The organism is uncultured Microbacterium sp., assembly GCF_947488465.1.
In the GTDB taxonomy this organism is placed as follows: domain Bacteria; phylum Actinomycetota; class Actinomycetes; order Actinomycetales; family Microbacteriaceae; genus Microbacterium.
The window spans coordinates 399993-422440 of the sequence record NZ_CANKZA010000001.1; the positions used below are offsets into that span (position 1 = coordinate 399993).

Here is a 22448-nt window from a genome sequence, read left to right on the forward strand (position 1 = left end):
TCACCCAGCGAATGCCCACCACAGGGTCGTATCGCCGTAGGTCTTGGATCGCTCGATCGTCACGCCCGCGGGCAGGATCGGCTCTGGCGAGCGGGAGGACCGCTCGACGATCACGGCAGCGCCGGGGCTCAGACGCGGCGGAAGGAGCGCCAGCGTCGCGGCGATGTCGGCGTCGGAGATGTCATACGGCGGATCGATGAAGACCAGATCGAACGTCACGGAGGTCGTTCGCAGGAACGCGTCCGCGCTCGCGCGGTGCACGCGAATGCGGGCATCGGGCACGGCGCGCGCCACCGTGCGGGCGTTCCGCTCGGCAACCCCCGCCGCTCGCGGAGACTTCTCCACGAGCTCCGCCTGTCCGGCGCCGCGACTGATCGCCTCGAGCGCGAGCGCGCCGGATCCCGCGTACAGATCGAGTACGACAGCCTCGTGGAGGAGGTCCGCGGATTCCAGTGCTCCGAACAACGACTCGCGCACACGGTCGCTCGTGGGTCTCGTCCCGGCATCCGGCACGACCAGCGTCAACGACCTGGCGAGGCCGGCAATGATTCTGGTCACGACGCTGACGTGCTCTCGTCTCGGAGTCGAGGCTCGGTGCGCAGATGTGGGCGCAGTCCCGCCTTGTCGGCGTAGAACGCACGGATGCGATCCATGTCGCCAGCCACGTCGCCGGTCAGATCGATCGTCGGGCCGAGTCCGGTGGTCATGGTCGTCCGATCGACATAGCCGAGCGTGACCGGCATCCCGGTCTCACGCGCGATGCGGTAGAACCCGCTCTTCCAGTGCGTGTTGCCGCCGCGCGTGCCGTCCGGAGTCACGACGAGCCCGAAGACCTCGCCCGCGTGAACCTGAGCGACGACGTCGGCGACGACTCGGCCGGCGTCGGATCGATCCACGGCGATGCCGCCGAGTCCCCGCATGATCGGCCCGCGCCATCCCGCGAAAAGGCTCTCTTTTCCCAGCCACCGGATCGGAATCCCCAGGCGCCAGGAGATGGCGAGCATCAGCACGAAGTCCCAGTTCGACGTGTGGGGTGCGCCGATGAGGATCGTGGGCCGCGTCGGGGCGGGTTGGGTGCGCAGGCGCCAGCGGCTGAGTGCCCAATATGCGCGGGCGAGTGTTCGGCGGATCACCCTGTCACCCTACGTCCCTAGACTCATTCCATGCCCGCGGTGACCCTGGAGACACGCCTGGAGGGTGTCGTGGGTGGGAAAACCGCGACCGCGCTGTCGCGGGCCTTCGGGATGGCCACCGTCGGTGATCTGATCGACCACTACCCGCGTCGGTACGCGCGACGCGGTGAACTGACTCCGATCGCCTCGTTGCCGCTGGGGGAGCAGGTCACGATCGTCGCCGAGGTGCGCAGCGTCTCGACCCGGCAGATGCGTCAGCGCAAGGGGATGCTGCTGGAAGTCGTCATCAGCGACGGTGCGGGGGTGCTCAGTCTCACGTTCTTCAACCAGCCGTGGCGCCAGAACGACCTGGTCGTGGGGCGGCAGGGCATCTTCTCGGGCAAGGTCGGCGCTTTCAAAGGCCAGCTGCAATTCGCGCACCCGGACTACCAGCTCTTCGACGACGTGGATGCTGCTCGACTCACCGCGGTTGCGCACCAGAACGAGCCGATTCCGATCTATCCGGCCACCAGCACCGTGACGAGTTGGCAGATCGCGCAGACGATGAAGGTCGTCCTGGATGTGCTCGAGGAGGTGCCCGACCCGCTACCGGATGAGTTCCGACGCGCTCAGGGGCTGCTTGATGCGCGCACCGCGATCGAACGCATCCACCGTCCGGACTTTCCGGACCAGATCGAACCGGCGCGCGCGACCCTGCGCATGCACGAAGCGTTCGTGCTGCAGGCGGCTCTTCTGCAGCAGCGGCAGTTCGTGCGGGCGATGGCGGCGACGGCCCGCCCCGCGGGCGATGTTCTGGCACGGTTCGACGCCGGCCTCCCGTTCGAGCTGACCCCGGATCAGGCTGCGGTGGGCGGGCGGATCGCGGCAGACCTCGAGGGTGAATGGCCGATGAACCGGCTCGTGCAGGGCGAGGTCGGATCGGGCAAGACCCTGGTCGCGCTTCGTGCGATGCTGCAGGTCGCGCAATCCGGCGGGCAGAGCGCCCTCATCGCGCCGACCGAAGTGCTCGCGGGACAGCACCTCCGCTCGATCGCGAGAATGCTGGGTCCCCAGCTCGCTCCCGAGCTCATGCCGACTCTTCTCACCGGGCAACAGTCCGCGGCGGAGCGACGGAAGGCGGCGCTACGCGTGGCGGCAGGGCAGGCGCGGATCGTCGTGGGCACTCATGCGCTTCTGAGCGAATCGACGACCTTCGCCGACCTGGGCCTCGTGGTCGTCGACGAGCAGCACCGTTTCGGCGTCGAGCAGCGCGAGAGCTTGCGTGCCAAAGGCACGGCGCCTCACGTCCTCGTGTTGACGGCGACCCCGATTCCGCGCACGGTGGCCATGACCGTCTTCGGTGATCTCGATGTGTCGACGATCCGCACGCTCCCCGGCGGCCGCGCCGGCATCGCGAGCCATGTCGCCCCCCTTGCCGAGAGGCCCGCGTGGTTCGGCCGGGTGTGGGAGCGGGTGGCCGAAGAAGTCGCCGCCGGTCACCAGGCCTTCGTCGTGTGCGCGGCGATCGACGCGGAGGCCACAGCGAAAGCGGGTGTCGAGCCGGGGCCCGAAGCGCCGGCCCTCGAGGGGGAGGGGGAGCGCACCCGGTGGGGTGTCGTGCAGGTCCACGCACTGTTGGCACGCCACCCTGCGTACACCGGGATCCGTGTCGAGATTCTCCACGGCAAGATGCCCGGCGAACAGAAGGACGCCACGATGCAGGCGTTCGCTCGAGGAGAGATCGACGTCCTCGTCGCGACGACCGTGGTCGAGGTGGGTGTCGACGTCGCGAACGCATCGGCGATGGTGATTCTCGAGGCTGATCGGTTCGGTGTCTCGCAGCTTCACCAGCTGCGGGGTCGGGTCGGTCGAGGGTCCGTTCCCGGCGTCTGCCTGCTCGTGACCGAAGCACAGGGCGGCACGCCCGCTCGCTCGCGTGTCGAGGCGGTCGCCGCAACGACCGACGGATTCGCGCTGGCTGAAGTCGACCTCGAACTTCGTGGCGAGGGTGACGTCCTGGGTGATGCGCAGTCCGGTGTGCGCTCGTCCTTGCGGCTGCTCCGTGTCGTCACGGATGCCGATCTCATCTCTCTCGCGCGAGCGGCTGCCGAAGGCGTGCTCGAGAGTGACCCTGCGCTCCTGCGCCATCCCGGATTGGCGGCATCCATCACCCGTCGCGTGGGGCAGCAGGAGCGCGCAGCGCTCGCCAAAAACTAGGATGGACGCATGAGCAACCGCATCGCCGTGGTTCCCGGTTCGTTCGACCCGCCGACCCTCGGACACCTCGATGTGATCCGGCGCGCGGCGGCGCTGTACGACGAGCTGCACGTTCTCGTCGTCCACAATCCTGGTAAAGAGGCGATGCTGCCGATCGCTCAGCGGCTGGCCCTGCTGGAACAGTCGATCGCGGACGAGAACGTTGAGGGCAACGTGATCGTCGCCTCGTGGAGTATGGGCCTCCTCGTCGACTACGCCGAGGACGTCGGAGCCGGCGTCCTCGTCAAAGGCATCCGCTCGCAGGTGGATGTCGCCTACGAGACGCCGATGGCGATCGTGAACCGGCACCTGGCGCACATCGAAACGGTATTCCTGCTGCCCGATCCGTCGCACGCGCTCGTCTCGAGTTCGTTGGTGCGACAGGTCGCCGGGCTCGGCGGCGACGTGTCGCCGTTCGTCCCAGGCCCGGTGGCCCGATTCCTCTCGACCGGCGCTGAGCGCTGAGACCTCTCGCGCGCCGAGCCTTCGCCCAGCCGGTGGCCGATAGCATGGCGTGGTGGTCAAAAGAAGGCATGTGAGCGGTCCGTTCAGCTATCCGGTGCGCGACATCGTGGGACACCCGGGCGAAATGCGGGAGTTCGAGAGCACGGTCGATGCGCCCGAGAAATGGGGCGAAGGACTCGTCGCCGTCCAGGAGGGTGAACCGCTTGACCTTTCGGTGCGCCTGGAGGCCGTGCACGAGGGGATCCTCGTCACCGCCGACATCGTCACGGAGTACTCCGGTGTCTGCGGCCGGTGCCTCATCGACATCGTCCAGTCGCTGGAAGTCGAGTTTCAGGAACTCTTCGGGTATCCTGGGGAGGAAGGGACTGACTTCGACGTTCAAGACGACCACGTGGATCTTGAAAGTCTGGTCAGGGATTCGATCGTCCTGTCGCTTCCGTTCCAGCCGGTGTGTCAGCCGGATTGTCCGGGCCTTGATCCGGCCACGGGTGACAAGCTGACCGAAACAGCCGAGCCGGAGATTCCGATCGACGAGCGCTGGGCCGCGCTAAAGGCCCTCACCCCAGACCCAGAGGACGAGGCCCCGCGCCGCGCCGCCTCCAACACAGAGAAGAGCTAGCCATGGCAGGTAACCCCCCGAAGCGGAAGGTCTCCCGCTCCAACACTCGTTCGCGTCGCGCGCAGTGGAAGGCCGAGCCGATCGCGCTCGTCAAGACCGTTGAGAACGGCAAGGTCGTCTACAGCCGTCCCCACCAGGCGAAGGTCGTCACCGACTCGCAGGGAACCGAACTGTTCCTGGAGTACAAGGGCCGCAAGGTCGCCGACGTTTGATCATCGCGGCACAGCCGTGACGAACATTTCTGCTGAGCACTCGATGCTCACCGACAAGCTCGGGGTCGATATCGACCCCGAGCTTCTGTCGCTTGCGCTGACCCATCGCTCGTACGCGTACGAGCACGGGGGCCTCGCCCACAACGAACGGCTCGAGTTTCTCGGTGACTCGATTTTGGGGCAGGCCGTCACCGTGCACCTCTTCACCACTCATCCGGGGCTCGACGAAGGCTCTCTCGCAAAGCGGCGGGCGAGTGTGGTGTCCACTGTCGCTCTCGCCGAGGTGGCGCGCTCGATCGGCCTCGGTGCGCACGTGCGCCTCGGACGTGGCGAGGACCAGACCGGCGGTCGCGACAAGGACTCGATCCTCGCTGACACGATGGAAGCTGTCATCGGCGCAGCGTTCCTCTCCGCGGGAGCGGAAGAATCCGGCGCGCTGGTCCTGCGTCTCGTCGCGCCGCTCATGGCCGACCCGGAACGGTACGGGGCGGCGATGGATCCGAAGACCAGCCTGCAGGAACGCGCGGCTCAACTCGGCATGTCCCCGCCGGTCTACACGGTGACCGCCGAAGGCCCCGACCACAATCGCATGTTCACGGCGACCGTCGCGGTCAGCGAGGTGGAGCGCTCGGGCGTGGGCTCCAGCAAGAAGCAGGCGGAGATGGCGGCGGCTCTCGCCGTCTGGCACGCGCTGTCCGACCGTGCCTGAACTCCCCGAAGTCGAGGTCGTCCGCGCAGGGCTCGCCCCCGCCGTCACGGGGGGCACCGTCACCGGCGTCACGGTCCAGGATGAACGTGCGCTCACTCGGCATCTCGGCGATGGATCACACTTTGACGCGACTCTCACCGGTCGCAGGTTCGTCGGTGCCGCTCGCCGGGGCAAATTCCTCTGGCTGCCCATCGAGGGCGTGGACCAAGCGCTTCTCGTCCATCTGGGGATGAGTGGCCAGATGCTGTTGCGTGCTCCGGGCGCCGCGGGCGAGCGACACGAACGCATCCGCCTGGACATCTTTCACCCCCTGCACGGAGAATTGGCGATCGTGTTCGCCGATCAGCGCACGTTCGGCTCGCTCGCGATCGACACCCTCGTCCCGACGGCCGATGGAGCGGCGGGCGGGTGGGGGACAGATGCGCCGACGGTGCCACAGCAAGTCGCCCACATCGCTCGCGATCCACTCGATCCTGCGTTCGATGGAAGTGCATTCTCTGCGCGGGTGCGGCGGAAAGTGTCCGCCATCAAGCGGGTCCTCCTGGATCAGACGGTCGCGAGCGGCATCGGGAACATCTACGCCGATGAGGCACTGTGGGCAGCCCGCATCCATCCGGAGACGCCGGCAGCGTCACTGACGCCGCGTGCAGTCATCCGCCTCCTCCTGGAGGTGCGGGCCGTGCTCGAGAAGGCCCTCGCCGAAGGCGGGACCAGTTTCGACGCCCAGTACGTCAACGTCAACGGGCAGGCGGGGTACTTTGCGCACAGTTTGACTGCGTATGGGCGTCAGGGAAAGCCGTGCCCGCGCTGCGGGACTCCGATCGTTCGGGAGAATTTCATGAACCGAGGCTCACACTTCTGCCCGAGGTGCCAGCGGCAGGTGTGAGTGCGCGCCCGGTCACAGGCGTCGCTCCCACGCGCCCGCGACGGTGAGGGGAGTGACCCCGATCCGCTCGTCCACGTCGGGCGCCACCCGCTCGGGGACTGCCCGGTCCGTATTCAGTCTCGCTGCTGACGTGACGGCGCCGCACCCTCGGACTTCCGGGATTGAGTGGGCCGAGGGCATGTGCGCAGACTGAATACGGACCGAGGGTCGGGGGATAGTGGACGGCGCAGCCGAGCATCCACTCATTCGAGCACTTTCTTCCACGCGCCCTCGTAGGCCACCGGGACGAAGCCGATCGCCTCATTCACATCGAGCATGGGACGGTTCTCCTCGGCGTTGTAGGTGACCACGCGGGTCGAGAGGGGTGCGAGAGCCGGCCACGCGAGCAGCCCGGCGCACTTCACGAGCATTCCCAGGCGATGGCCTCGGTGCTCTGTCAGGACGAGCGTGTCCTCCTGCGACGTGACCCCTTCCGGGTCGGACTGGATCGTCAGTTCGTTGAAGGCGACGAGGCGTCCTGTCTCGATGTGCTGCGCAGCGGTCACGAGAGCTCGCCCGCCCTGGCCGCGCACGAGAGTCGCATCGTGTCGAGCGATGCGCTCGGCATCCCACGGCTCCTCGTCCCACTCCAGATCCGCGGCCGGCGCGTCTGTACTCATCCGCGACTTGAGCCAGGCGTAGTCCTCGACGTACTCCGCCGGGGTGGGCACCTGCCACTGGACGATTCGATACCCCTCGGCGGCGGTCTGCGCGGCGGCGAAGAGAACTTCGACGTGTGGCAGACCCGTCGTCAGATCGAACTCGCTACGCCGTTCGACCTGAGCGAGGGTGTAGCCGAGGGCCAACCCGAACCGCGCGGCATGGTCTCGGGGCACCGAGCCGAGGCCGGCAGGAGAGGCGAGCCTTTCTCCCGGCTCTTCGGCGTGCTGGGCCCAGGTCTGCAGAACGGTGCGGCCGTGCGCGCGTGCGGTCGGTTCGACGATCTCCGCGTGGACACGGGTGCCGATTCCCTGCCCGTGGTGCGCGGCCAGAATGTCGAGAAACCAAAAGGTGGTGCGCGAACCGTCGATCTGTGGGATGTCCACGCCGAGTCGGCCGATGACCTCCCCGCCCCGACGGATGAGCCACAGGTAGCGCAGTTCGTCGGGGTCGGGAACGAACAAGGGCGCCAGATCCTCGGGAGTCTGGGCGTCGACATCCGACCCCATGACCTCGCGGAGGACGGCGTTGCGCACGCGCGTCATCTCCTCGAAGTCGGGAGAGAGCCCCTCGTCCGACGCGGTCGGAAGAGCGACGGGATCGAACGAGACGGTGCTGTCGGTCGAGATGTGTGTGTTCATGATGTCCCGCGGACGGGGCCTTTCGGAGAGAGCGAGGTCAGGAGGGATGCGTCTGACGCGCGAGGGCCAGCCAGGCCTGTTCGCGTGCGGCGCGATCGACATCCCGACGGTGAGCGAGCCAGAGGTCATCGCGTGCGACGCGCCTGTGGGGAGCGCGCGCAGGGCGCGTTCCCCACAGTACGAGCCAGAGCGCCACGCGCATGGCGAGGCGATCGGGGAGCGCCGTGCGCGGCGTGCGACCCGGCAATCGGAGGGTGTCGGATGGGCGGAGCGGCCCGGACCGTAGGGTCTCGGACGTGGTCGTCTTCACGGTGTGTGCCTTCGGAGAAGAAGATGGATGCAGAGCACTCAGCCGGTCCGGTGATGCCCGGACGGCGTGCGGATGCCGGAGCCAGCGAAGCGCCGACAGACCCGGCGGACGGCCGGAATACCGGCGGAAGAAGCAGCACCTGTATCAAGGAGGTCGCTGCCGAACGTCGCCCGGAGGCGGTGCGCGTCGCTAGGAAACGCGGTTGCGGACGGAGACGGGCCCCGTCGTACGGATCGGCGTGATCATCATCATGTCAGGGACCTCCTCTCGACGTTCTACGCGAGAAGTGACGCTAGCGCGTGGCGAGCGCCGGTGTCAAGAGGGTGCCGGTAGCGTGGGTGCCGACACCCGCATCCGAGAGGCGAGCATGCACCTGAAGAGCCTGACGCTCAAGGGCTTCAAGTCGTTCGCACAGCCGACGACGTTCGCCCTGGAACCGGGCGTCACGTGCATCGTCGGCCCGAACGGGTCCGGCAAGTCCAATGTCGTCGATGCTCTCGCGTGGGTCATGGGCGAGCAAGGCGCGAAGACCCTCCGCGGCGGCAAGATGGAGGACGTCATCTTCGCCGGTACCTCAACGCGGGGCCCTCTCGGTCGCGCGGAAGTGCAGCTGACGATCGACAATGCCGACGGAGCCCTCCCGATCGAGTACAGCGAAGTGACGATCAGCCGCACCCTCTTCCGCAACGGCGCGAGCGAGTACGCGATCAACGGACAGACGTGTCGTCTCCTGGACGTCCAAGAACTCTTGAGTGACTCCGGACTGGGCCGTGAGATGCACGTGATCGTCGGGCAGGGTCGGCTCGACAGCGTCTTGGCCGCGAGTCCCGAAGATCGGCGCGGCTTCATCGAGGAGGCCGCCGGCATCCTCAAACATCGTCGACGCAAGGAGAAGACGCTCCGCAAACTCGAGGCGATGGAGGCCAACCTCACGCGCCTGAGCGATCTCGCCGGTGAGCTTCGTCGTCAGCTCAAACCGCTGGGCAAGCAGGCCGAGATCGCCCGCGAAGCCGCGACGATCGCGGCGGTCGTGCGCGACGCGAAGGCCCGACTGTACGCCGATGACCTGGTCGCCCTTCGCACCCAGCTCGCTGATCACGCGCGCAACGAGCAAGAACGCCACGCCGAGCGACTCGTTCTGCAGGACGAATCCGATCAGCTGAAGATCCGCATCGACACCCTCGAAGCACAGCAGCGTTCGGAGGCAGTCGACCGCGCTCGGAGCGTCACATTCTCGCTCTCGCAGGTGCAGGAGCGTCTACGCGGGCTGTACTCGCTGGCCGGTCAACGGCTTGCTCTTCTCGAAGACGACGGCCAACTCGCGCTCGAGGTCGCTTCGGTGAGCCAGGGCACGATCGATGAGGCCCGTGCCGAGATCGACGAGATCGGCGGGGGACTCGGTGCGGCGCAGGATGCCGCGGCCGCCGCGTCCCGCGACGTCATCCGGGCACGCGCCGAGCTCGATGCGCTCGACGCGGACATCGCGGCCCAGAGCGCATTGGTGTCGGCTCACGACATGCGTCTGAGCAAACTCCGCGGCGCGGCCGATGCGGCGGCGTCGCGGCTGGAGGCTGTGCGCGGGGCGGTGGACCGCCAGCAACGCGCGTGGGATGCCGCGCTCGTCCGGCGCGCCGAAGCGGAGGACGTTCTTGCGGGCGTCGATCGGACCCTCGTGCCGGAGGGATCGGCTGCCGAGCATGCATCTTCGTACGAACGAGCTCAGCGTGACGCCGCATCCGGGGAGACGCACGTGACAGCTCTCCGTGAGCGCCTGCACGCCGCCGAGCGTGAAGTCGAGTCGCTCACGGCGCAGGCCGCTGCACTGGGCCGGGCGCTCGATGTCCGCAACGCGGCCGCGGCGGTCGTGGCGCGCGGCGGGCGCGGCGTGCGAGGGCTGATCGGGGATGCGGTGAAAGTCACGCCCGGTTTCGAACCGGCCATCGCCGCCGCGCTGGGCGCGATGGCGGAGGGTGTCTTGGTCGATGACGTCGCTGCGGCGCTCGAGGTGGCCACCACCGCCCGCGACGAGGACCTCGGGACGATCGACATCGCTGTGGCCGACGCCCCGGCGCCGACGACGACGCCGGCCGTCATCGGCGGCGCGACGTTCGCGCGCGACGTGGTGACGGCTCCCGACGGCATCCTCGGCGTCCTCTCGCGCGTGATGATCGTCGATGACTTGGCGGCCGCCCGGGCGGCACTGACCGCAGAGGGCGCGTCGGAGGTGATTTTCGTCACCCGGGCGGGGGAGATCGTCACGACCTTCACCGTGCGCGCGGGGTCCGGGTCTGGCCGGTCTCGACTGGAACTGGCGGCTGAGCGGGACGGCGCCCGCGCCCGGCTGAGCGAGATCACGGTGGTGGTCGACTCGCTTCGCGACGCCCTCGCCGTCGGGCAGGCGACGTGGGAAGAATCTCGGCGACGGACTCGGGATGCCCTCACTCGACTACGCGAGCACGATGCGGCACTCGCGGCGCACGCGGAGCAGGTGAACCGTGCGACTGTGCGGCACGAAGCAGCCGTCGCGGAGTGCGAGCGACTCGAGAGCGGGGTGCGCCAGGCGCAGGCCGCGGTGACGGAAGCAGAGAACGCCGCCCGCGCCGCCGACGACGCGTTGACCGTCGCGCGGGAAGCGCCCCGCCCGATGCTCGATGCGTCGGCACGCGAGGGAATGCTCGGCGCACTGGAGGCCGCTCGGGATGCGGAGATGCGCGCCCGGCTTGACGTCGAGACGCTCAAAGAGCGCGTGCGAGCGGGGGAAGCGCGTGTCGTCCAGCTGGAGCGTCAGCGTGAGCGAGAACGTGCCGCCGCAGAAGAAGCCGCACGACGGGCGGTGATCCGTCGCGCGCAACGTGAGCTCGCGGCCGAGGTGGCCCAGACGCTGCCGCCGATTCTTGATTCCGTGGATCGCTCTGTCGCCCAGGCGCGGGTGGAGCTGGAGCTCGCTGAGCAGACCCGGAGTGCCGTCGCGGCCGACCTCGCGCAGTTGCGCGCCCACGAGACGAGTGTCCGTGAGCGGCTCAGCGGCCTGACCGAGAGCGTGCACGGACTCGAACTGCAGATGCACGAGAAGCGTTTGCACGTGACGAGCCTGCGGGAGCGGATCAGTTCTGAGCTGGGCCTTGATGAAAACATTCTCATTCAGGAATATGGCCCGGATCAGGCTGTTCCCGCGGACGATGGCGAGGGGGAGGCGGTCGCCTATGACCGTGCCGCGCAACGCCGCCGCCTCCAAGACGCCGACCGGAAGCTCGGCCAACTCGGTCGCGTCAATCCCTTGGCACTGGAGGAATACGCCGCGCTCGAACAGCGCCATGCCTTCCTTACCGAGCAACTCGCCGATCTCGTGCAGACGCGAGCGGACCTCATGACGATCATCGAAGAACTCGACGAGCGGATGCAGACGATCTTCCTCGCAGCGTTCGAAGACACCCGTGTCGCCTTCGGCGAGGTCTTTCCCATCCTCTTCCCCGGGGGGACGGGCAGCATTTCGCTCACCGATCCGGACCACCCGCTGACGACCGGCATCGAGGTGTCGGTGCGTCCGGTGGGGAAGAAGATCGAACGCCTCTCGCTGCTCTCCGGGGGAGAGCGTTCGTTGGCGGCCGTGGCTCTGCTGACCGCGATCTTCAAGGCTCGGCCCAGCCCGTTCTATATCCTCGACGAGGTGGAGGCAGCCCTCGACGACGCGAACCTCGGACGCCTGCTGGGGGTTTTCGAACAGTTGCGTGCGTCCAGTCAGCTCATCGTCATCACTCATCAGAAGCGCACCATGGAGATCGCGGATGCGCTCTACGGCGTCTCGATGCGGCAGGACGGCGTGTCTGCCGTCGTCGGACAGCGCGTGCGCGAGCGTGAGACGGCGTAGCGGGCGGGCCGGACGACCGTAGGCTGGAGTCATGGCGGAAAATCCCTGGTCGCTCGGTCGCGCGCTACGCGGCATGTTCGTCAAACCCACGATCGATGAGACCACGTGGGAGGACCTCGAGACGGCTCTGCTGACGGCGGATTTCGGTCCTGACATCACCGAACGCCTCCTCGATGAGTTGCACGAGAAGGTCGACCGGTATCGGACGACGGACCCGCGCGATCTCCAGCGCATGCTCAAGGAGACACTCGAAGAACATTTCGCGAGGTTCGACACGACGCTCCGGCTGACCGAACGGCCCGCGGTCGTCCTCGTCGTCGGCGTCAACGGCGTGGGCAAGACGACCACGATCGGCAAGTTCGCCCACTATCTCAAACGCTTCGGCCGCACCGTGGTCGTCGGCGCGGCCGACACGTTCCGCGCAGCTGCCGTCGCGCAGCTGGCGACGTGGGCCGAGCGCGGCGGTGCGACGATCGTCCGCCCGCAACACGAGGGTCAGGACCCGGCATCCGTCGCCTACCAGACGATCGACTACGCCAAGCAGAACGGCACCGAGATCGTTCTCGTCGACACGGCGGGGCGTCTCCACACCAAAGCCGGGCTCATGGACGAGCTCACCAAGATCCGCCGGGTCATCGAGAAGCAGGCGCCCATCAGTGAGGTGCTTCTCGTTCTCGACGCGACGACGGGGCAGAACGGCGTGATGCAGGCCTCGGCTTTTCTCGAGCACGCCGGCGTCACGGGGCTGGTGATCACGAAGCTGGATGGCTCGGCCAAAGGCGGGTTCGTCCTTGCTGTTCAGGAGCGCACCGGCATCCCCGTGAAGCTTCTCGGTCAGGGAGAGGGCGTCGGCGATCTCACCGGTTTCACCCCGCACGTGTTCGTCGCCGCGCTCGTGGACTGACACGCCGACACGCCGTCGGGGTCGCGAACCGGCGGCGGTGCTGGTTTCATGGGCGTATGGCGATCGAGCACGACTACTTCGGACTCTTGGAGTCCGGCCCCGACGGGTCGATCTTTTGGTCTGAGCACGTCGAGCTGGGCGATCAGCACGTCACGATCGATCTCACGGCGCCGGATCAGGACGATGTCTCGGAAGCGGCGCTCGATGTCGCCGCCGCCATGATCTCGGCGCTCGAAGCGATCGACCTGAAGTCGCGGAACGCCATGGTCACCGAACTCGACGACCGCACGAGCGAGGTGACCGAGTACCTGCTGCAGCAACAGGAAGCCCTCGGGGATGAGATCGAGGACGTGCTCGTCGATATCTCCGGCGACGTGCATATCGACATCATCCGCTCGTTGCAGCTGGTGAGCATGACGATCCTCGCCGACGAGCACGGCGGCTCAGATCCCTTCGCGGTGCTGGAATACGCGCTCGACCCCGACGACACCGACGAGGTGCTGTTGGTGAACCTCACGAGTGACGGCGATGTGCAGTCGGTGACGAGCGCCGACTAAGTCAGACCGCCTGCGCGAACCCGCGGTCTGCGGATGCGGCCAGGTGCTCGAGCCCTGGCGGGAGCACGCGACCTTTCGAGACCATCGACTGGGCCCACAGGCGGCCCGCACGGTACGACGAGCGTACGAGCGGGCCGGCCAGGACGCCCAAGAAGCCGATCCGCTCGGCCTCTTCTTTGAAGGCGACGAACTCGTCGGGTTTCACCCACCGGGCCACCGGCACGTGTCGGGGCGTCGGCCGCAGGTACTGGGTGATCGTGACGATGTCCGTGCCGGCGTCGTGAAGATCCTGCAACGCGTGGATGACCTCTTCGGGCTCTTCGCCCATCCCGAGGATGAGGTTCGACTTCGTGATGAGGCCCGCATCCCGCGCCTGCGTGAGGACATTCAGTGAGCGCTCGTAGCGAAACGCCGGGCGGATGCGTCTGAAGATGCGGGGGACGGTTTCGACGTTGTGCGCGAAGACCTCCGGTCGGGCATCGAAGACCTCGTTCAGCAAATTTGATTTGCCGTTGAAATCCGTGGCCAGCAGCTCCACCCCGGTACCGGGATTCATCGCGTGGATCTGCCGGGTCGTTTCGGCGTTCAGCCAGGCTCCACCGTCGGGCAGATCATCTCGTGCGACGCAGGTCACGGTCGCGTAGCGCAACTGCATGCGTTGCACGCTGTCGGCGATGCGACGCGGCTCATCCGTGTCGTAGGCGGCGGGTTTGCCCGTGTCGATCTGGCAGAAGTCGCAGCGGCGCGTGCATTGCGAGCCACCGATCAGGAAGGTCGCTTCGCGGTCCTCCCAGCACTCGTAGATGTTCGGACATCCGGCCTCCTGACACACGGTGTGCAGGCCTTCGTCCTTCACAAGCGAGTGGAGTGCCTGATACTCGGGCCCCATTTTCGCGCGCGTCTTGATCCATTCCGGTTTGCGCTCGATCGGTGTCTGGGCGTTGCGGACCTCCAGTCGCAGGAGCTTGCGCCCGTCGGGTCCGCCGGCAGGCAGGGCGGATGCCGGCGAGCCGCAGGCGCTCACGCCGCCACCTCGCCGGCGACCGTGGCGAAAGCCGCAGCGAAGGCCGGCGCGACGCGGGGGAGGACATCGGCGGGCGTGAGGTCGGCGCCGAGGACTTCGCTCACGGTGGTCACTCCAGCATCGGCGATCCCGCACGGAACGATCTGTCCGAACGGCAGGAGCGAGTTGTCGCAGTTCAGCGCGAACCCGTGCATCGTCACACCGCGTTGGACGCGCACCCCGATCGCGGCGATCTTGTCTTCGCGGAGCGGCCGCCGCACCCAGACGCCACTGCGTCCTTCGACGCGATAGGCATCGATGTCGTAGCTGCGGAGGACGTCGATCAGGATGCCTTCGATCCGCCGCACGTGGGCGACGACATCGATGGGTTCATGAAGACGCACGAGCGGATATCCCACGAGCTGCCCGGGTCCGTGCCACGTGATCTTGCCCCCGCGGTCGACATCGACGACGGGAGTGCCGTCTGTGGGGCGCTCATGGCGAGCTGTCCGCGCTCCGGCCGTGAACACGGGCTCGTGCTCGAGGAGCAGCAGCGTGTCCGGATGCCTCCCGGCGACGATCTCCGCGTGCATGCGACGCTGCAGATCCCACCCCTCCTGGTAGGGGACGAGATGAGGAGCGAGTCCTACCGTCTGGATTTCCAGCATCCACTGCTCGACCTTCACTCTGAGGAACAAATCCCGGATTGTTGTACCGCGTCCAACAATATAGCCCGATACGATGCGAAAGTGAGTTCCGGTCGCCCCAAGTCCTCGTCGCGTGACACGTTGGCAGAGGCCGCCTGCGAACTGTTCCTCGAGCAGGGCTATGCGGCCACGTCTGTGTCGGATATCGCGGTGCGGGCCGGAGTGAGCCGATCGAGCTTCTTCAACTATTTCTCGTCGAAGTCAGACGTGATCTGGGGCGGATTCGACGCCCGTGCTCGGGCCGCGTGCGACGCAATCGCGCAGGCCGAGATACCGATCACGGCGTTGCGGGGCATCGCGGTGGGATTCGCTCCGGACAGCCTGGCGCTGGCCATCACCCACGCGGATGCGATGGGGCTCGCGCATGACCTCGACGCCGAACGTGCGCTGCGGCAGGCAGTGCTCGGGCGCGCGGTGAGTGATCGGCTGGTGGCGCAGGGGCACTCGCGTTTGGTAGCGGATGTTCGTGGGGCAGCGGCGGGTGGGGCCGTCCTTGCTGCCGTGTGGGCGTGGTCCGCGGCGGGGCCCGCGCGCGCGGAGTTGGCTCCCGTCCTCGACGAAGCCCTCGCGATCACCGTTCCGAGTGCCTAGGCGCTCGGACAGGCATCTGCCGGCCGCCAGATAGAATCGGGGAATCATGGCGACTTTCGGCACACTCAGCGATCGGCTGACAGAGACCTTCCGCAATCTCCGCACCAAAGGCAAGCTCACGCCTGCCGACGTGGACGGCACCGTCCGGGAGATCCGGCGCGCACTGCTCGACGCCGATGTCGCGCTCGTGGTCGTGAAAGAGTTCACCGGCAAGGTGCGCGAGCGTGCGCTGGGCGATGAAGTCAACAAGGCGCTGAATCCCGCGCAGCAGGTCGTGCAGATCGTCAATGAAGAACTCATCGCGATCCTCGGCGGTCAGCAGCGCCGGTTGCAGTTCGCCAAGACAGCGCCCACCGTGATCATGCTCGCGGGTCTCCAAGGGTCGGGAAAGACCACGTTCGCCGGAAAGCTCGCGAAGCAGCTCGAGAAGGACGGCCACACTCCGCTCCTCGTCGCCGCCGACCTCCAGCGTCCGAACGCCGTCACCCAGCTCCAGGTCGTTGCCGAGCAGGCTGGCGCTGCGGTGTACGCCCCCGAGCCCGGAAACGGCGTGGGGGACCCCGTGCGCGTCGCGCGCGACGGCGTCGAGACCGCTCGTCGTCAGCAGCACGACGTCGTGATCATCGACACGGCCGGGCGCCTCGGTGTGGATGCCGAGCTGATGAAGCAGGCATCCAACATTCGCAAGGCTGTGGACCCCGACGAAGTGCTCTTCGTGATCGACGCGATGATCGGCCAGGATGCCGTCACGACGGCCAAAGCCTTCCAGGACGGTGTCGATTTCACCGGTGTGGTTCTCTCCAAGCTCGACGGCGATGCGCGCGGTGGCGCGGCGCTGTCGGTGGCTTCCGTGACCGGACGTCCGATCATCTACGCGTCCACGGGTGAGGGTCTCGACGACCTCGAGGCATTCCACCCCGACCGCATGGCGAGCCGCATCCTGGATCTCGGCGACATTCTCACCCTGATCGAGCAGGCCCAGACCGCGTTCGATGAAGCCGAAGCCATGAAGATGGCCGAGAAGCTCGCGACCGAGCAGTTCACTCTCGAAGACTTCCTCGACCAGCTTCAGCAGATGAAGAAGATGGGTTCGATGAAGAAGATGCTCGGGATGCTCCCGGGTATGGGTCAGATGAAGCAGCAGCTGGACAACTTCGACGACAAGGAGATCGATCGCACCGAGGCGATCATCCGCTCGATGACGGTCGCCGAGCGCCGCAATCCCAAGCTTCTCAACGGTTCGCGCCGCCTGCGTATCGCGCGCGGATCGGGCATGACGGTCACCGACGTCAATCAGCTCGTGCAGCGTTTCGACCAGGCCGCGAAGATGATGAGGACCGTCGCCCGTGGCGGAGTCCCCAATATTCCCGGAATGGGACCGATGGGCGGAAAGCCCGGCGCCTCGGCCAAGCGCGGCGGCAAGCAGAAGGCGAAGAGCACGGGTTCACGCTCCGGCAACCCCGCCAAGCGCGCGGCAGAGAACGCGGGGATCGCAGCCACGACCTCCACCCCAACCGGATCCGGCTTCGGCCTCGGCGGGCCTGCGGCAGAGCCGACGGCCGAGGATTTGGCTCAGATCCAGAAGCTCTTCGGCAAGAGCTGAGCGTCGTCGCGCGTCAAGTGCCGAGCGACGCGAGATGGTCGCGCAGCGTGGGTCCGGCGCGGAACTCGCGGATCAAGTGCTGCACGACCGCACGGAGATCTCCGTCTGCCTCGTCGGCAACCCGCATCTGACGCGTCGAGCTTGCGCCGCGCGAGATGATCGTCTCGACTTCGGCGAACTCGCGTGAGCAGTGCAGATCAGCGGCGACTGGCCCGAGGGCGATGAGCGTTTCGCGAAGGTGGTCGTCGACCGGGCGTTGCGTCCCATCCCGGTCGACAATGACCCGCGCATCCAACCCGTAGCGGGCGGCCCGCCACTTGTTCTCCCGGACGAACCACGGCTGCAGCGAGGGTAATTCGCGGCCCGCATCGAGCTCACGGGAGAAGTGCTCGACCAGGACCTGGACGAGCGCGGCTACGGCGGCCATCTCCGGAAGAGTGGACATCCCGTCGCAGGTACGGACCTCGATCGTCCCCCAGCGGGGGGCGGGTCGGATGTCCCAGCGCACTTCGGTCGAGTCGTCGAGCACGCCCGTGCGCACGAGATCCTCGAGATACGACTCGTACTGTGACCAGTCGGTCAGCGGCCAGGGGAGTCCTGCCGTCGGGAGCTGCTGGAAGACGAGTGCGCGGTTGGACGCGTATCCGGTGCGCTCGCCCGCCCAGAACGGACTCGATGCGGAGAGCGCCTGCAGATGCGGAAGGTAGATCGCGAGCGCGTTGATGATCGGGAAGACCTTGTTCACATCATCCACGCCGATATGCACGTGGATACCCCAGATCATCATGTTGCGACCCCACCACTGAGTGCGCTCGATGAGCTTGTGATAGCGCGTCTTGTCGGTGACCTGCTGTTCGTACCACTGCGCGAACGGATGGCTGCCGGCGCAGAGGAGTTCAACGCCGAGCGGATCGGTGATCGTGCGGACTTCCGCGATCGCGTCGGCGATGTCATCGACGACCGCGGCAACGGTGTCACCGATTCCGCTCGTGACCTCGATCGTGTTGGTCAGCAGTTCACCCGTGATCGTGTAGCGCTCCAGCGCATCACGTTCCCCCAGAGCCGCGAGGATCTCGGGTGCGCGGGGGACCAGGTCGCCGGTCTTCCCGTCGGCCAACATGAGTTCCCATTCCAGGCCCACGGACGAGCGGGCGGATGTGGCGAACGGCTCCGTCATCCGCACAGTCTGACACGCGAACGGCTGTGGTTCGCGGCATGGCCCATGATCTGGCAAAATAGACGGTTGGACCACTTGCTCGACCCTCTCATCCCGCAAACAGGTCCATCACAGAGCTTCCGCCGGGTGTGCACCCCACAGCCCAGGCGACGTTCATCAACTCACAACAGCACTCAAGGAGAACTGTGGCTGTCAAGATCCGTCTCAAGCGCCTCGGCAAGATCCGCGCACCCTACTACCGCATCGTCGTCGCCGACTCGCGCACCAAGCGCGATGGTCGCGTCATCGAAGAGATCGGCAAGTACCACCCCACCGAGGAGCCCTCGTTCATCGAGGTCGACTCCGAGCGGGCTCAGTACTGGCTCTCGGTCGGCGCTCAGCCCACCGAGCAGGTCGCCGCGCTCCTGAAGCTCACGGGTGACTGGGGCAAGTTCCAGGGCGACGCCGACGCGGTCTCGACCGTCAAGGTCAAGGCTGCCAAGGAAGAGTTCCAGGTCGACGCCGCCAAGAAGTCCGTCGTCAAGCCGAAGGCCGAGAAGAAGGCCGAGGAGCCTGCTGCTCCTGCTGCCGACGACGCCGACGCGCCCGCCGCCGACGCCACGGACGCAGAGTAATCACGGTGCTGGCCGCCGCGCTCGAGCACATCGTCAAGGGGATCGTCGATCACCCGGACGATGTCGCCATCCGATCCTCTACGTCACCCCGCGGTGACGTGCTCGAGGTGCGCGTGCACCCCGATGACCGTGGACGGGTGATCGGGCGCGGCGGACGCACTGCCAAGGCGCTGCGCACCCTGGTATCGGCTCTCGCCGATGGTGCGCGCGTCCGCGTCGACGTCGCGGACGACTGACGTGGCTGCCGGACCTGCGCGCACGCAGCTGCGTGTCGGGCGCCTCGTCAAGGCTCATGGCCTGAAGGGCGCTCTGAAGCTCGAGCTCTACACCGACGATCCGGACGGGCGCTTCGTCCCCGGCGCCGTCTTCACTCTGCAGGTGCCGGAATCGTCGCCCTGGCACGGGAAGACCGTGACTGTTCGGGAGTTCCGGTGGATGAACTCGCACCCCGTTGTCTTCTTCGAGGACATCGAAGACCGCGAAGGTGCCGACACGATTGTGCGCGCGATCCTCTGGGTCGATCAGGACGTCACCGAGGGCGCGGTCGAAGAGGATGCCTGGTTCGATCATCAGCTCGTCGGACTCGACGTCATCCGTGACGGTGCCTCGATCGGCCGCATCATCCGGGTCGACCACCTGCCGTCCCAGGACCTGTTGATCGTTGCTCCCGCGGACGGCGATGGCGAGATCCTCGTGCCCTTCGTCGCCGCGATCGTGCCCGAAGTCGACCCGGTCGCGGGTCACGTCGTGGTCACCCCGCCGCCGGGACTCTTCGAAGATCTCCCGACCGATGCTGGCGAGACGGAAGAGACACCCGAGGACTGACGTGCGCATCGACGTCGTCACGATTTTCCCCACCTTCTTCGACATCCTGGATGTCTCGCTCCTGGGCAAGGCCCGCGGGGCAGGGCTGCTCGATGTCCGCATCCATGATCTGCGCGCACACACGCACGACCGCCACCGCACGGTAGACGATTCGCCGTACGGCGGCGGCGCGGGAATGGTCATGAAGCCGGAGCCCTGGGGCGACGCGCTCGACGAGATCGCGCGTCCGGCGGATGCCGACATCCGGCCGACGATCATCTTCCCCTCGCCTGCCGGGGAGCTCTTCACCCAGGCGACCGCGCGCGACCTGTCGACACGCAGCCATCTCGTGTTCGGCTGCGGGCGGTACGAGGGCATCGACGAGCGTGTGTTCGCCTACGCGGCCACGCTCGGCGAGGTGCGTCTCGTCAGCCTGGGCGATTATGTCCTCAACGGGGGAGAAGTCGCTTCGATGGCGATGATCGAGGCGATCGGGCGGCTCGTCCCGGGCGTCGTCGGAAACCCGGAGAGCTTGGTCGAGGAATCACACGAGGACGGTCTTCTCGAGTATCCGTCGTACACGAAGCCCGCGTCCTGGCGGGGATACGACGTCCCCGATGTGCTGCTCAGCGGTCATCACGGACGCGTGGCGCAATGGCGCCGCGAGCAGCAGATCGAGCGCACGCGTGAGCGCCGCCCCGATCTGCTTCGGGATCAGGACTGACGTCAGTCGACGCCGAGGAATGACCGGTCGGTCAGGACGATCGGTCCATCCTCGGTGATCGCGATGGTGTGCTCGGAGTGTGCCCCGCGTGAGCCGTCGACGCTGCGCAGCGTCCACCCGTCGGGGTCGGTGACGAGTTCGTCGGTCGTCTGCAGAAACCAGGGCTCGAGCGCGAGGACGAGTCCTGCGCGGAGCGGGTAGCCGCGGCCGGGTTTGCCGTCGTTCGCGACGTGCGGGTCGCCGTGCATGACGCGACCGACACCGTGGCCACCGAAATCCATGTTGATGTCGTAGCCGTCGCCGCGGGCGACGTCACCGATCGCGGACGAGATGTCACCGATCCGGTTGCCGACGACCGCAGCGGCGATCGCGGCATCCAAGGCGCGGCGCGTCGTGTCGATCAGCGCGAGATCCTCGTCGCGCGGGGTGCCGACGACGAACGAAACGGCCGAGTCTGCGACCCACCCGCCCTGCGCGACGGCGAAGTCGAGCGAGACGAGGTCACCGTCGCGCAGGTCGTAGTCGAACGGGAGGCCGTGCAGGACGGCGTCGTTGACCGATGTGCAGATGACCTTTCCGAACGGGCTGGCGCCGAAGGATGGGTGGTAGTCGATGTAGCAGGATTCCGCCCCCGCGCGTCGGATCAACTCGTGTGCGCGGCGGTCGATCGACAGCAGGTTCGTCCCCACTGCGGTCTCCGCGCGCAACGTGGCGAGCGTCTCCGCGACGAATCGGCCGACCGGCCGCATCGCATCGATCTCGGCGGGGGTGCGCAGCTCGATCATCGTGATCCTTTCCTCAGCCTCCATTGTGTCTGACCGGCGTACGATCGAGGACATGTGGTTGCGTCGCGCGTTCTTCCAGTGGCTGATTCCGGCCGCCTTCGTGTTGCCTCTGTGGTTGTTCGTCGGCTGGATCATCTTCGGAGCCAGCCCGTGGGCGTTGCTCTGGGTGTTCGTCTCGGTGCCGGTCGTGTTCATCGGGCAACTGGTGCTCGCCCTCCTGGTGCGTGCGCGCGGCACGGTCCGCACGGAGCGTGCCGTCTCCTGGACGGATGTCGCGCTGTTCGGATCCTGGCATGCGCTGCTCATCGCGCTCGGAGTGTTCTCGAACCCGTGGTGGTGGCTCGTCCTCGGAATCACCGTGGCCGTCGGCATCGCTCTGCTGTGGACGCAACTCTGGGAACTCTGGCGCGAAGCCAAGCCGACCGCCGCCCTCCGGCACACTGCTGAGGGCGTGGCCTACATCCCCGCACCGCGGTCCGACGCGGCGCAGGGTGGCCTTCCGGAGGTCATCGTGGTCACCGAGCGCCCGGCACCGCCCGCATCCTGAATCGCGTTCGACGCGGGTTTGGTGCGTGCCCCCGTCCATGGCAGAATGGACGTTCGTGTCCTGAACCAGCTCTGCCTCAGGGGAGCACGGCATCGCGGAAACGCCTGCCTCGGACGCACACCACCTTTTCCTCTTACATTTTGCGGTCGACCTGATGCGGTCGCAGGAAGTGACGATCATGCAGATCCTCGACTCCGTCGATGCGGCTTCGCTCCGCTCCGACATTCCCGAATTCGGCCCCGGCGACACTGTCAAGGTCCACGTCAACATCACCGAGGGAACCCGTTCCCGTGTCCAGGTCTTCCAGGGCGTCGTCATCGGCCGCTCCGGTGATGGTGTGCGCGAGACGTTCTGCGTCCGCAAGATCAGCTTCCAGGTGGGCGTCGAGCGCACGTTCCCCGTGCACAGCCCGGTGATCGACCACATCGAGGTCGTCACTCGCGGTGACGTGCGCCGCGCGAAGCTGTACTACCTCCGCGAACTCCGCGGCAAGAAGGCCAAGATCAAGGAGAAGCGCGACCGCTGAGTCGCTCGCTCGTCTCCGACGGATGCCCCGGGTTTTCCCGGGGCATCCGTCGTTTCTCCGGCGACGCCCTCGCCGAGCCGTGCGCACGACGGTGCGCCGGATGTGCGACGCTTGACAGCGGAGATCCGA

At 67.1% G+C, this 22448-nt stretch carries 25 protein-coding genes; 17 read left to right on the plus strand and 8 right to left on the minus strand.

Annotation, left to right across the window (positions count from 1 at the left end; translation table 11 throughout):
* Both rsmD and Q0653_RS01915 read right to left on the minus strand, forming a co-directional pair.
* Nucleotides 1-558, minus strand: coding sequence for a 16S rRNA (guanine(966)-N(2))-methyltransferase RsmD (rsmD, locus tag Q0653_RS01910; RefSeq protein WP_298942203.1), 558 nt, complete (start codon nt 556-558; stop codon nt 1-3).
* Entirely contained in the window at nt 555-1133 is a 579-nt protein-coding gene (locus Q0653_RS01915) for a 1-acyl-sn-glycerol-3-phosphate acyltransferase (protein WP_298741471.1), read from the minus strand. Before Q0653_RS01915 ends, rsmD begins: the two co-directional genes overlap by 4 nt.
* A gap of 30 nt (nt 1134-1163) precedes the next feature.
* On the opposite strand from Q0653_RS01915, the gene Q0653_RS01920 reads away from it, so the two are divergent.
* The 6 genes from Q0653_RS01920 to mutM all read left to right on the plus strand — a co-directional run bounded on the left by Q0653_RS01920 (nt 1164) and on the right by mutM (nt 6259).
* Complete coding sequence (locus tag Q0653_RS01920) at nt 1164-3329, plus strand: ATP-dependent DNA helicase RecG (RefSeq protein WP_298942205.1); 2166 nt, start codon at nt 1164-1166, stop codon at nt 3327-3329.
* Between the two features lie 9 nt (nt 3330-3338).
* Nucleotides 3339-3833 (plus strand): pantetheine-phosphate adenylyltransferase, encoded by a 495-nt coding sequence (coaD, locus tag Q0653_RS01925; RefSeq protein WP_298942207.1) that lies wholly within the window; start codon nt 3339-3341, stop codon nt 3831-3833.
* Between the two features lie 70 nt (nt 3834-3903).
* On the plus strand, nt 3904-4452 hold the full coding sequence (locus Q0653_RS01930; RefSeq protein ID WP_298942209.1) for a YceD family protein: 549 nt from the start codon (nt 3904-3906) through the stop codon (nt 4450-4452).
* Between the two features lie 2 nt (nt 4453-4454).
* Nucleotides 4455-4664 carry a 50S ribosomal protein L32 gene (gene rpmF / locus Q0653_RS01935; RefSeq protein ID WP_100810879.1) on the plus strand — a complete coding sequence of 70 codons (210 nt, stop codon included), beginning with the start codon at nt 4455-4457 and terminating at the stop codon, nt 4662-4664.
* A gap of 16 nt (nt 4665-4680) precedes the next feature.
* The gene (gene rnc, locus Q0653_RS01940) at nt 4681-5373 is read left to right on the plus strand and encodes a ribonuclease III (RefSeq protein ID WP_298741460.1); all 693 of its coding nucleotides are present in this window, start codon (nt 4681-4683) and stop codon (nt 5371-5373) included.
* Complete coding sequence (gene mutM, locus Q0653_RS01945; protein ID WP_298741458.1) at nt 5366-6259, plus strand: bifunctional DNA-formamidopyrimidine glycosylase/DNA-(apurinic or apyrimidinic site) lyase; 894 nt, start codon at nt 5366-5368, stop codon at nt 6257-6259. The genes rnc and mutM overlap by 8 nt, the downstream gene beginning before the upstream one ends.
* Before the next feature lie 242 nt (nt 6260-6501).
* Here the strand turns inward: mutM and Q0653_RS01950 are convergent, their stop codons facing one another.
* Together Q0653_RS01950 and Q0653_RS01955 are read right to left on the minus strand one after the other, a co-directional pair.
* Nucleotides 6502-7599 carry a GNAT family N-acetyltransferase gene (locus Q0653_RS01950; protein WP_298942213.1) on the minus strand — a complete coding sequence of 366 codons (1098 nt, stop codon included), beginning with the start codon at nt 7597-7599 and terminating at the stop codon, nt 6502-6504.
* Nucleotides 7600-7636: 37 nt separating this feature from the next.
* Nucleotides 7637-7909: a hypothetical protein gene (locus Q0653_RS01955; RefSeq protein ID WP_298741454.1), complete on the minus strand. Its 273-nt coding sequence runs from the start codon at nt 7907-7909 to the stop codon at nt 7637-7639.
* A 367-nt stretch (nt 7910-8276) separates the two neighbouring features.
* Here Q0653_RS01955 and smc point away from each other — a divergent pair, with 367 nt between their 5' ends.
* The 3 genes from smc to Q0653_RS01970 are packed head-to-tail and all read left to right on the plus strand — an operon-like array spanning nt 8277 to nt 13238.
* Nucleotides 8277-11777, plus strand: coding sequence for a chromosome segregation protein SMC (smc, locus tag Q0653_RS01960; protein ID WP_298943094.1), 3501 nt, complete (start codon nt 8277-8279; stop codon nt 11775-11777).
* A 31-nt stretch (nt 11778-11808) separates the two neighbouring features.
* Nucleotides 11809-12681, plus strand: a complete 873-nt coding sequence (gene ftsY, locus Q0653_RS01965; RefSeq protein ID WP_298741452.1) for a signal recognition particle-docking protein FtsY — start codon at nt 11809-11811, stop codon at nt 12679-12681.
* 56 nt (nt 12682-12737) lie between these two features.
* The gene (locus Q0653_RS01970) at nt 12738-13238 is read left to right on the plus strand and encodes a DUF2004 domain-containing protein (protein ID WP_298741450.1); all 501 of its coding nucleotides are present in this window, start codon (nt 12738-12740) and stop codon (nt 13236-13238) included.
* Between the two features lies 1 nt (nt 13239).
* Here the strand turns inward: Q0653_RS01970 and lipA are convergent, their stop codons facing one another.
* Together lipA and lipB are read right to left on the minus strand one after the other, a co-directional pair.
* Nucleotides 13240-14262: a lipoyl synthase gene (gene lipA / locus Q0653_RS01975; protein WP_298942216.1), complete on the minus strand. Its 1023-nt coding sequence runs from the start codon at nt 14260-14262 to the stop codon at nt 13240-13242.
* Nucleotides 14259-14939, minus strand: coding sequence for a lipoyl(octanoyl) transferase LipB (gene lipB, locus Q0653_RS01980; RefSeq protein ID WP_298942219.1), 681 nt, complete (start codon nt 14937-14939; stop codon nt 14259-14261). Before lipB ends, lipA begins: the two co-directional genes overlap by 4 nt.
* Nucleotides 14940-14990: 51 nt before the next feature.
* On the opposite strand from lipB, the gene Q0653_RS01985 reads away from it, so the two are divergent.
* Both Q0653_RS01985 and ffh read left to right on the plus strand, forming a co-directional pair.
* Nucleotides 14991-15539 (plus strand): TetR/AcrR family transcriptional regulator, encoded by a 549-nt coding sequence (locus tag Q0653_RS01985; RefSeq protein WP_298942220.1) that lies wholly within the window; start codon nt 14991-14993, stop codon nt 15537-15539.
* A 46-nt stretch (nt 15540-15585) separates the two neighbouring features.
* Nucleotides 15586-17142 carry a signal recognition particle protein gene (gene ffh / locus Q0653_RS01990; protein ID WP_298942223.1) on the plus strand — a complete coding sequence of 519 codons (1557 nt, stop codon included), beginning with the start codon at nt 15586-15588 and terminating at the stop codon, nt 17140-17142.
* A 13-nt stretch (nt 17143-17155) separates the two neighbouring features.
* On the opposite strand, the gene Q0653_RS01995 is transcribed toward ffh, so the two are convergent.
* The gene (locus Q0653_RS01995) at nt 17156-18319 is read right to left on the minus strand and encodes a glutamate--cysteine ligase (protein WP_298942225.1); all 1164 of its coding nucleotides are present in this window, start codon (nt 18317-18319) and stop codon (nt 17156-17158) included.
* A gap of 185 nt (nt 18320-18504) precedes the next feature.
* Between Q0653_RS01995 and rpsP the strand changes: the two genes are divergently transcribed.
* Genes rpsP through trmD form a run of 4 tightly spaced genes read left to right on the plus strand, consistent with a single transcriptional unit; the run spans nt 18505 to nt 20461 of the window.
* Entirely contained in the window at nt 18505-18933 is a 429-nt protein-coding gene (gene rpsP / locus Q0653_RS02000) for a 30S ribosomal protein S16 (protein WP_298741443.1), read from the plus strand.
* A gap of 5 nt (nt 18934-18938) precedes the next feature.
* Nucleotides 18939-19169: an RNA-binding protein gene (locus tag Q0653_RS02005; RefSeq protein WP_261606087.1), complete on the plus strand. Its 231-nt coding sequence runs from the start codon at nt 18939-18941 to the stop codon at nt 19167-19169.
* Nucleotides 19132-19758 carry a ribosome maturation factor RimM gene (gene rimM, locus Q0653_RS02010; RefSeq protein WP_298942226.1) on the plus strand — a complete coding sequence of 209 codons (627 nt, stop codon included), beginning with the start codon at nt 19132-19134 and terminating at the stop codon, nt 19756-19758. The genes Q0653_RS02005 and rimM overlap by 38 nt, the downstream gene beginning before the upstream one ends.
* A gap of 1 nt (nt 19759) precedes the next feature.
* Nucleotides 19760-20461, plus strand: coding sequence for a tRNA (guanosine(37)-N1)-methyltransferase TrmD (gene trmD / locus Q0653_RS02015; protein ID WP_298942228.1), 702 nt, complete (start codon nt 19760-19762; stop codon nt 20459-20461).
* A gap of 2 nt (nt 20462-20463) precedes the next feature.
* On the opposite strand, the gene map is transcribed toward trmD, so the two are convergent.
* Entirely contained in the window at nt 20464-21246 is a 783-nt protein-coding gene (gene map, locus Q0653_RS02020) for a type I methionyl aminopeptidase (RefSeq protein ID WP_298741435.1), read from the minus strand.
* 25 nt (nt 21247-21271) lie between these two features.
* Here map and Q0653_RS02025 point away from each other — a divergent pair, with 25 nt between their 5' ends.
* On the plus strand, nt 21272-21793 hold the full coding sequence (locus Q0653_RS02025) for an MFS transporter permease (RefSeq protein ID WP_298942231.1): 522 nt from the start codon (nt 21272-21274) through the stop codon (nt 21791-21793).
* 178 nt (nt 21794-21971) lie between these two features.
* Nucleotides 21972-22319, plus strand: a complete 348-nt coding sequence (gene rplS, locus Q0653_RS02030; protein ID WP_298741926.1) for a 50S ribosomal protein L19 — start codon at nt 21972-21974, stop codon at nt 22317-22319.
* Nucleotides 22320-22448: the final 129 nt, after the last annotated feature.

Excerpts from the sequence above, each read along its gene's own strand:
- rpmF (WP_100810879.1), top strand. The coding sequence starts at position 4,455 with ATGGCAGGTAACCCCCCGAAGCGGAAGGTCTCCCGCTCCAACACTCGT.
- coaD (WP_298942207.1), top strand. The coding sequence starts at position 3,339 with ATGAGCAACCGCATCGCCGTGGTTCCCGGTTCGTTCGACCCGCCGACC.
- map (WP_298741435.1), bottom strand. The coding sequence starts at position 21,246 with ATGATCGAGCTGCGCACCCCCGCCGAGATCGATGCGATGCGGCCGGTC.
- rimM (WP_298942226.1), top strand. The coding sequence starts at position 19,132 with ATGGTGCGCGCGTCCGCGTCGACGTCGCGGACGACTGACGTGGCTGCC.
- Q0653_RS01995 (WP_298942225.1), bottom strand. The coding sequence starts at position 18,319 with ATGACGGAGCCGTTCGCCACATCCGCCCGCTCGTCCGTGGGCCTGGAA.
- ftsY (WP_298741452.1), top strand. The coding sequence starts at position 11,809 with ATGGCGGAAAATCCCTGGTCGCTCGGTCGCGCGCTACGCGGCATGTTC.
- smc (WP_298943094.1), top strand. The coding sequence starts at position 8,277 with ATGCACCTGAAGAGCCTGACGCTCAAGGGCTTCAAGTCGTTCGCACAG.
- ffh (WP_298942223.1), top strand. The coding sequence starts at position 15,586 with ATGGCGACTTTCGGCACACTCAGCGATCGGCTGACAGAGACCTTCCGC.
- rplS (WP_298741926.1), top strand. The coding sequence starts at position 21,972 with ATGCAGATCCTCGACTCCGTCGATGCGGCTTCGCTCCGCTCCGACATT.
- Q0653_RS01970 (WP_298741450.1), top strand. The coding sequence starts at position 12,738 with ATGGCGATCGAGCACGACTACTTCGGACTCTTGGAGTCCGGCCCCGAC.
- Q0653_RS01950 (WP_298942213.1), bottom strand. The coding sequence starts at position 7,599 with ATGAACACACACATCTCGACCGACAGCACCGTCTCGTTCGATCCCGTC.
- Q0653_RS01920 (WP_298942205.1), top strand. The coding sequence starts at position 1,164 with ATGCCCGCGGTGACCCTGGAGACACGCCTGGAGGGTGTCGTGGGTGGG.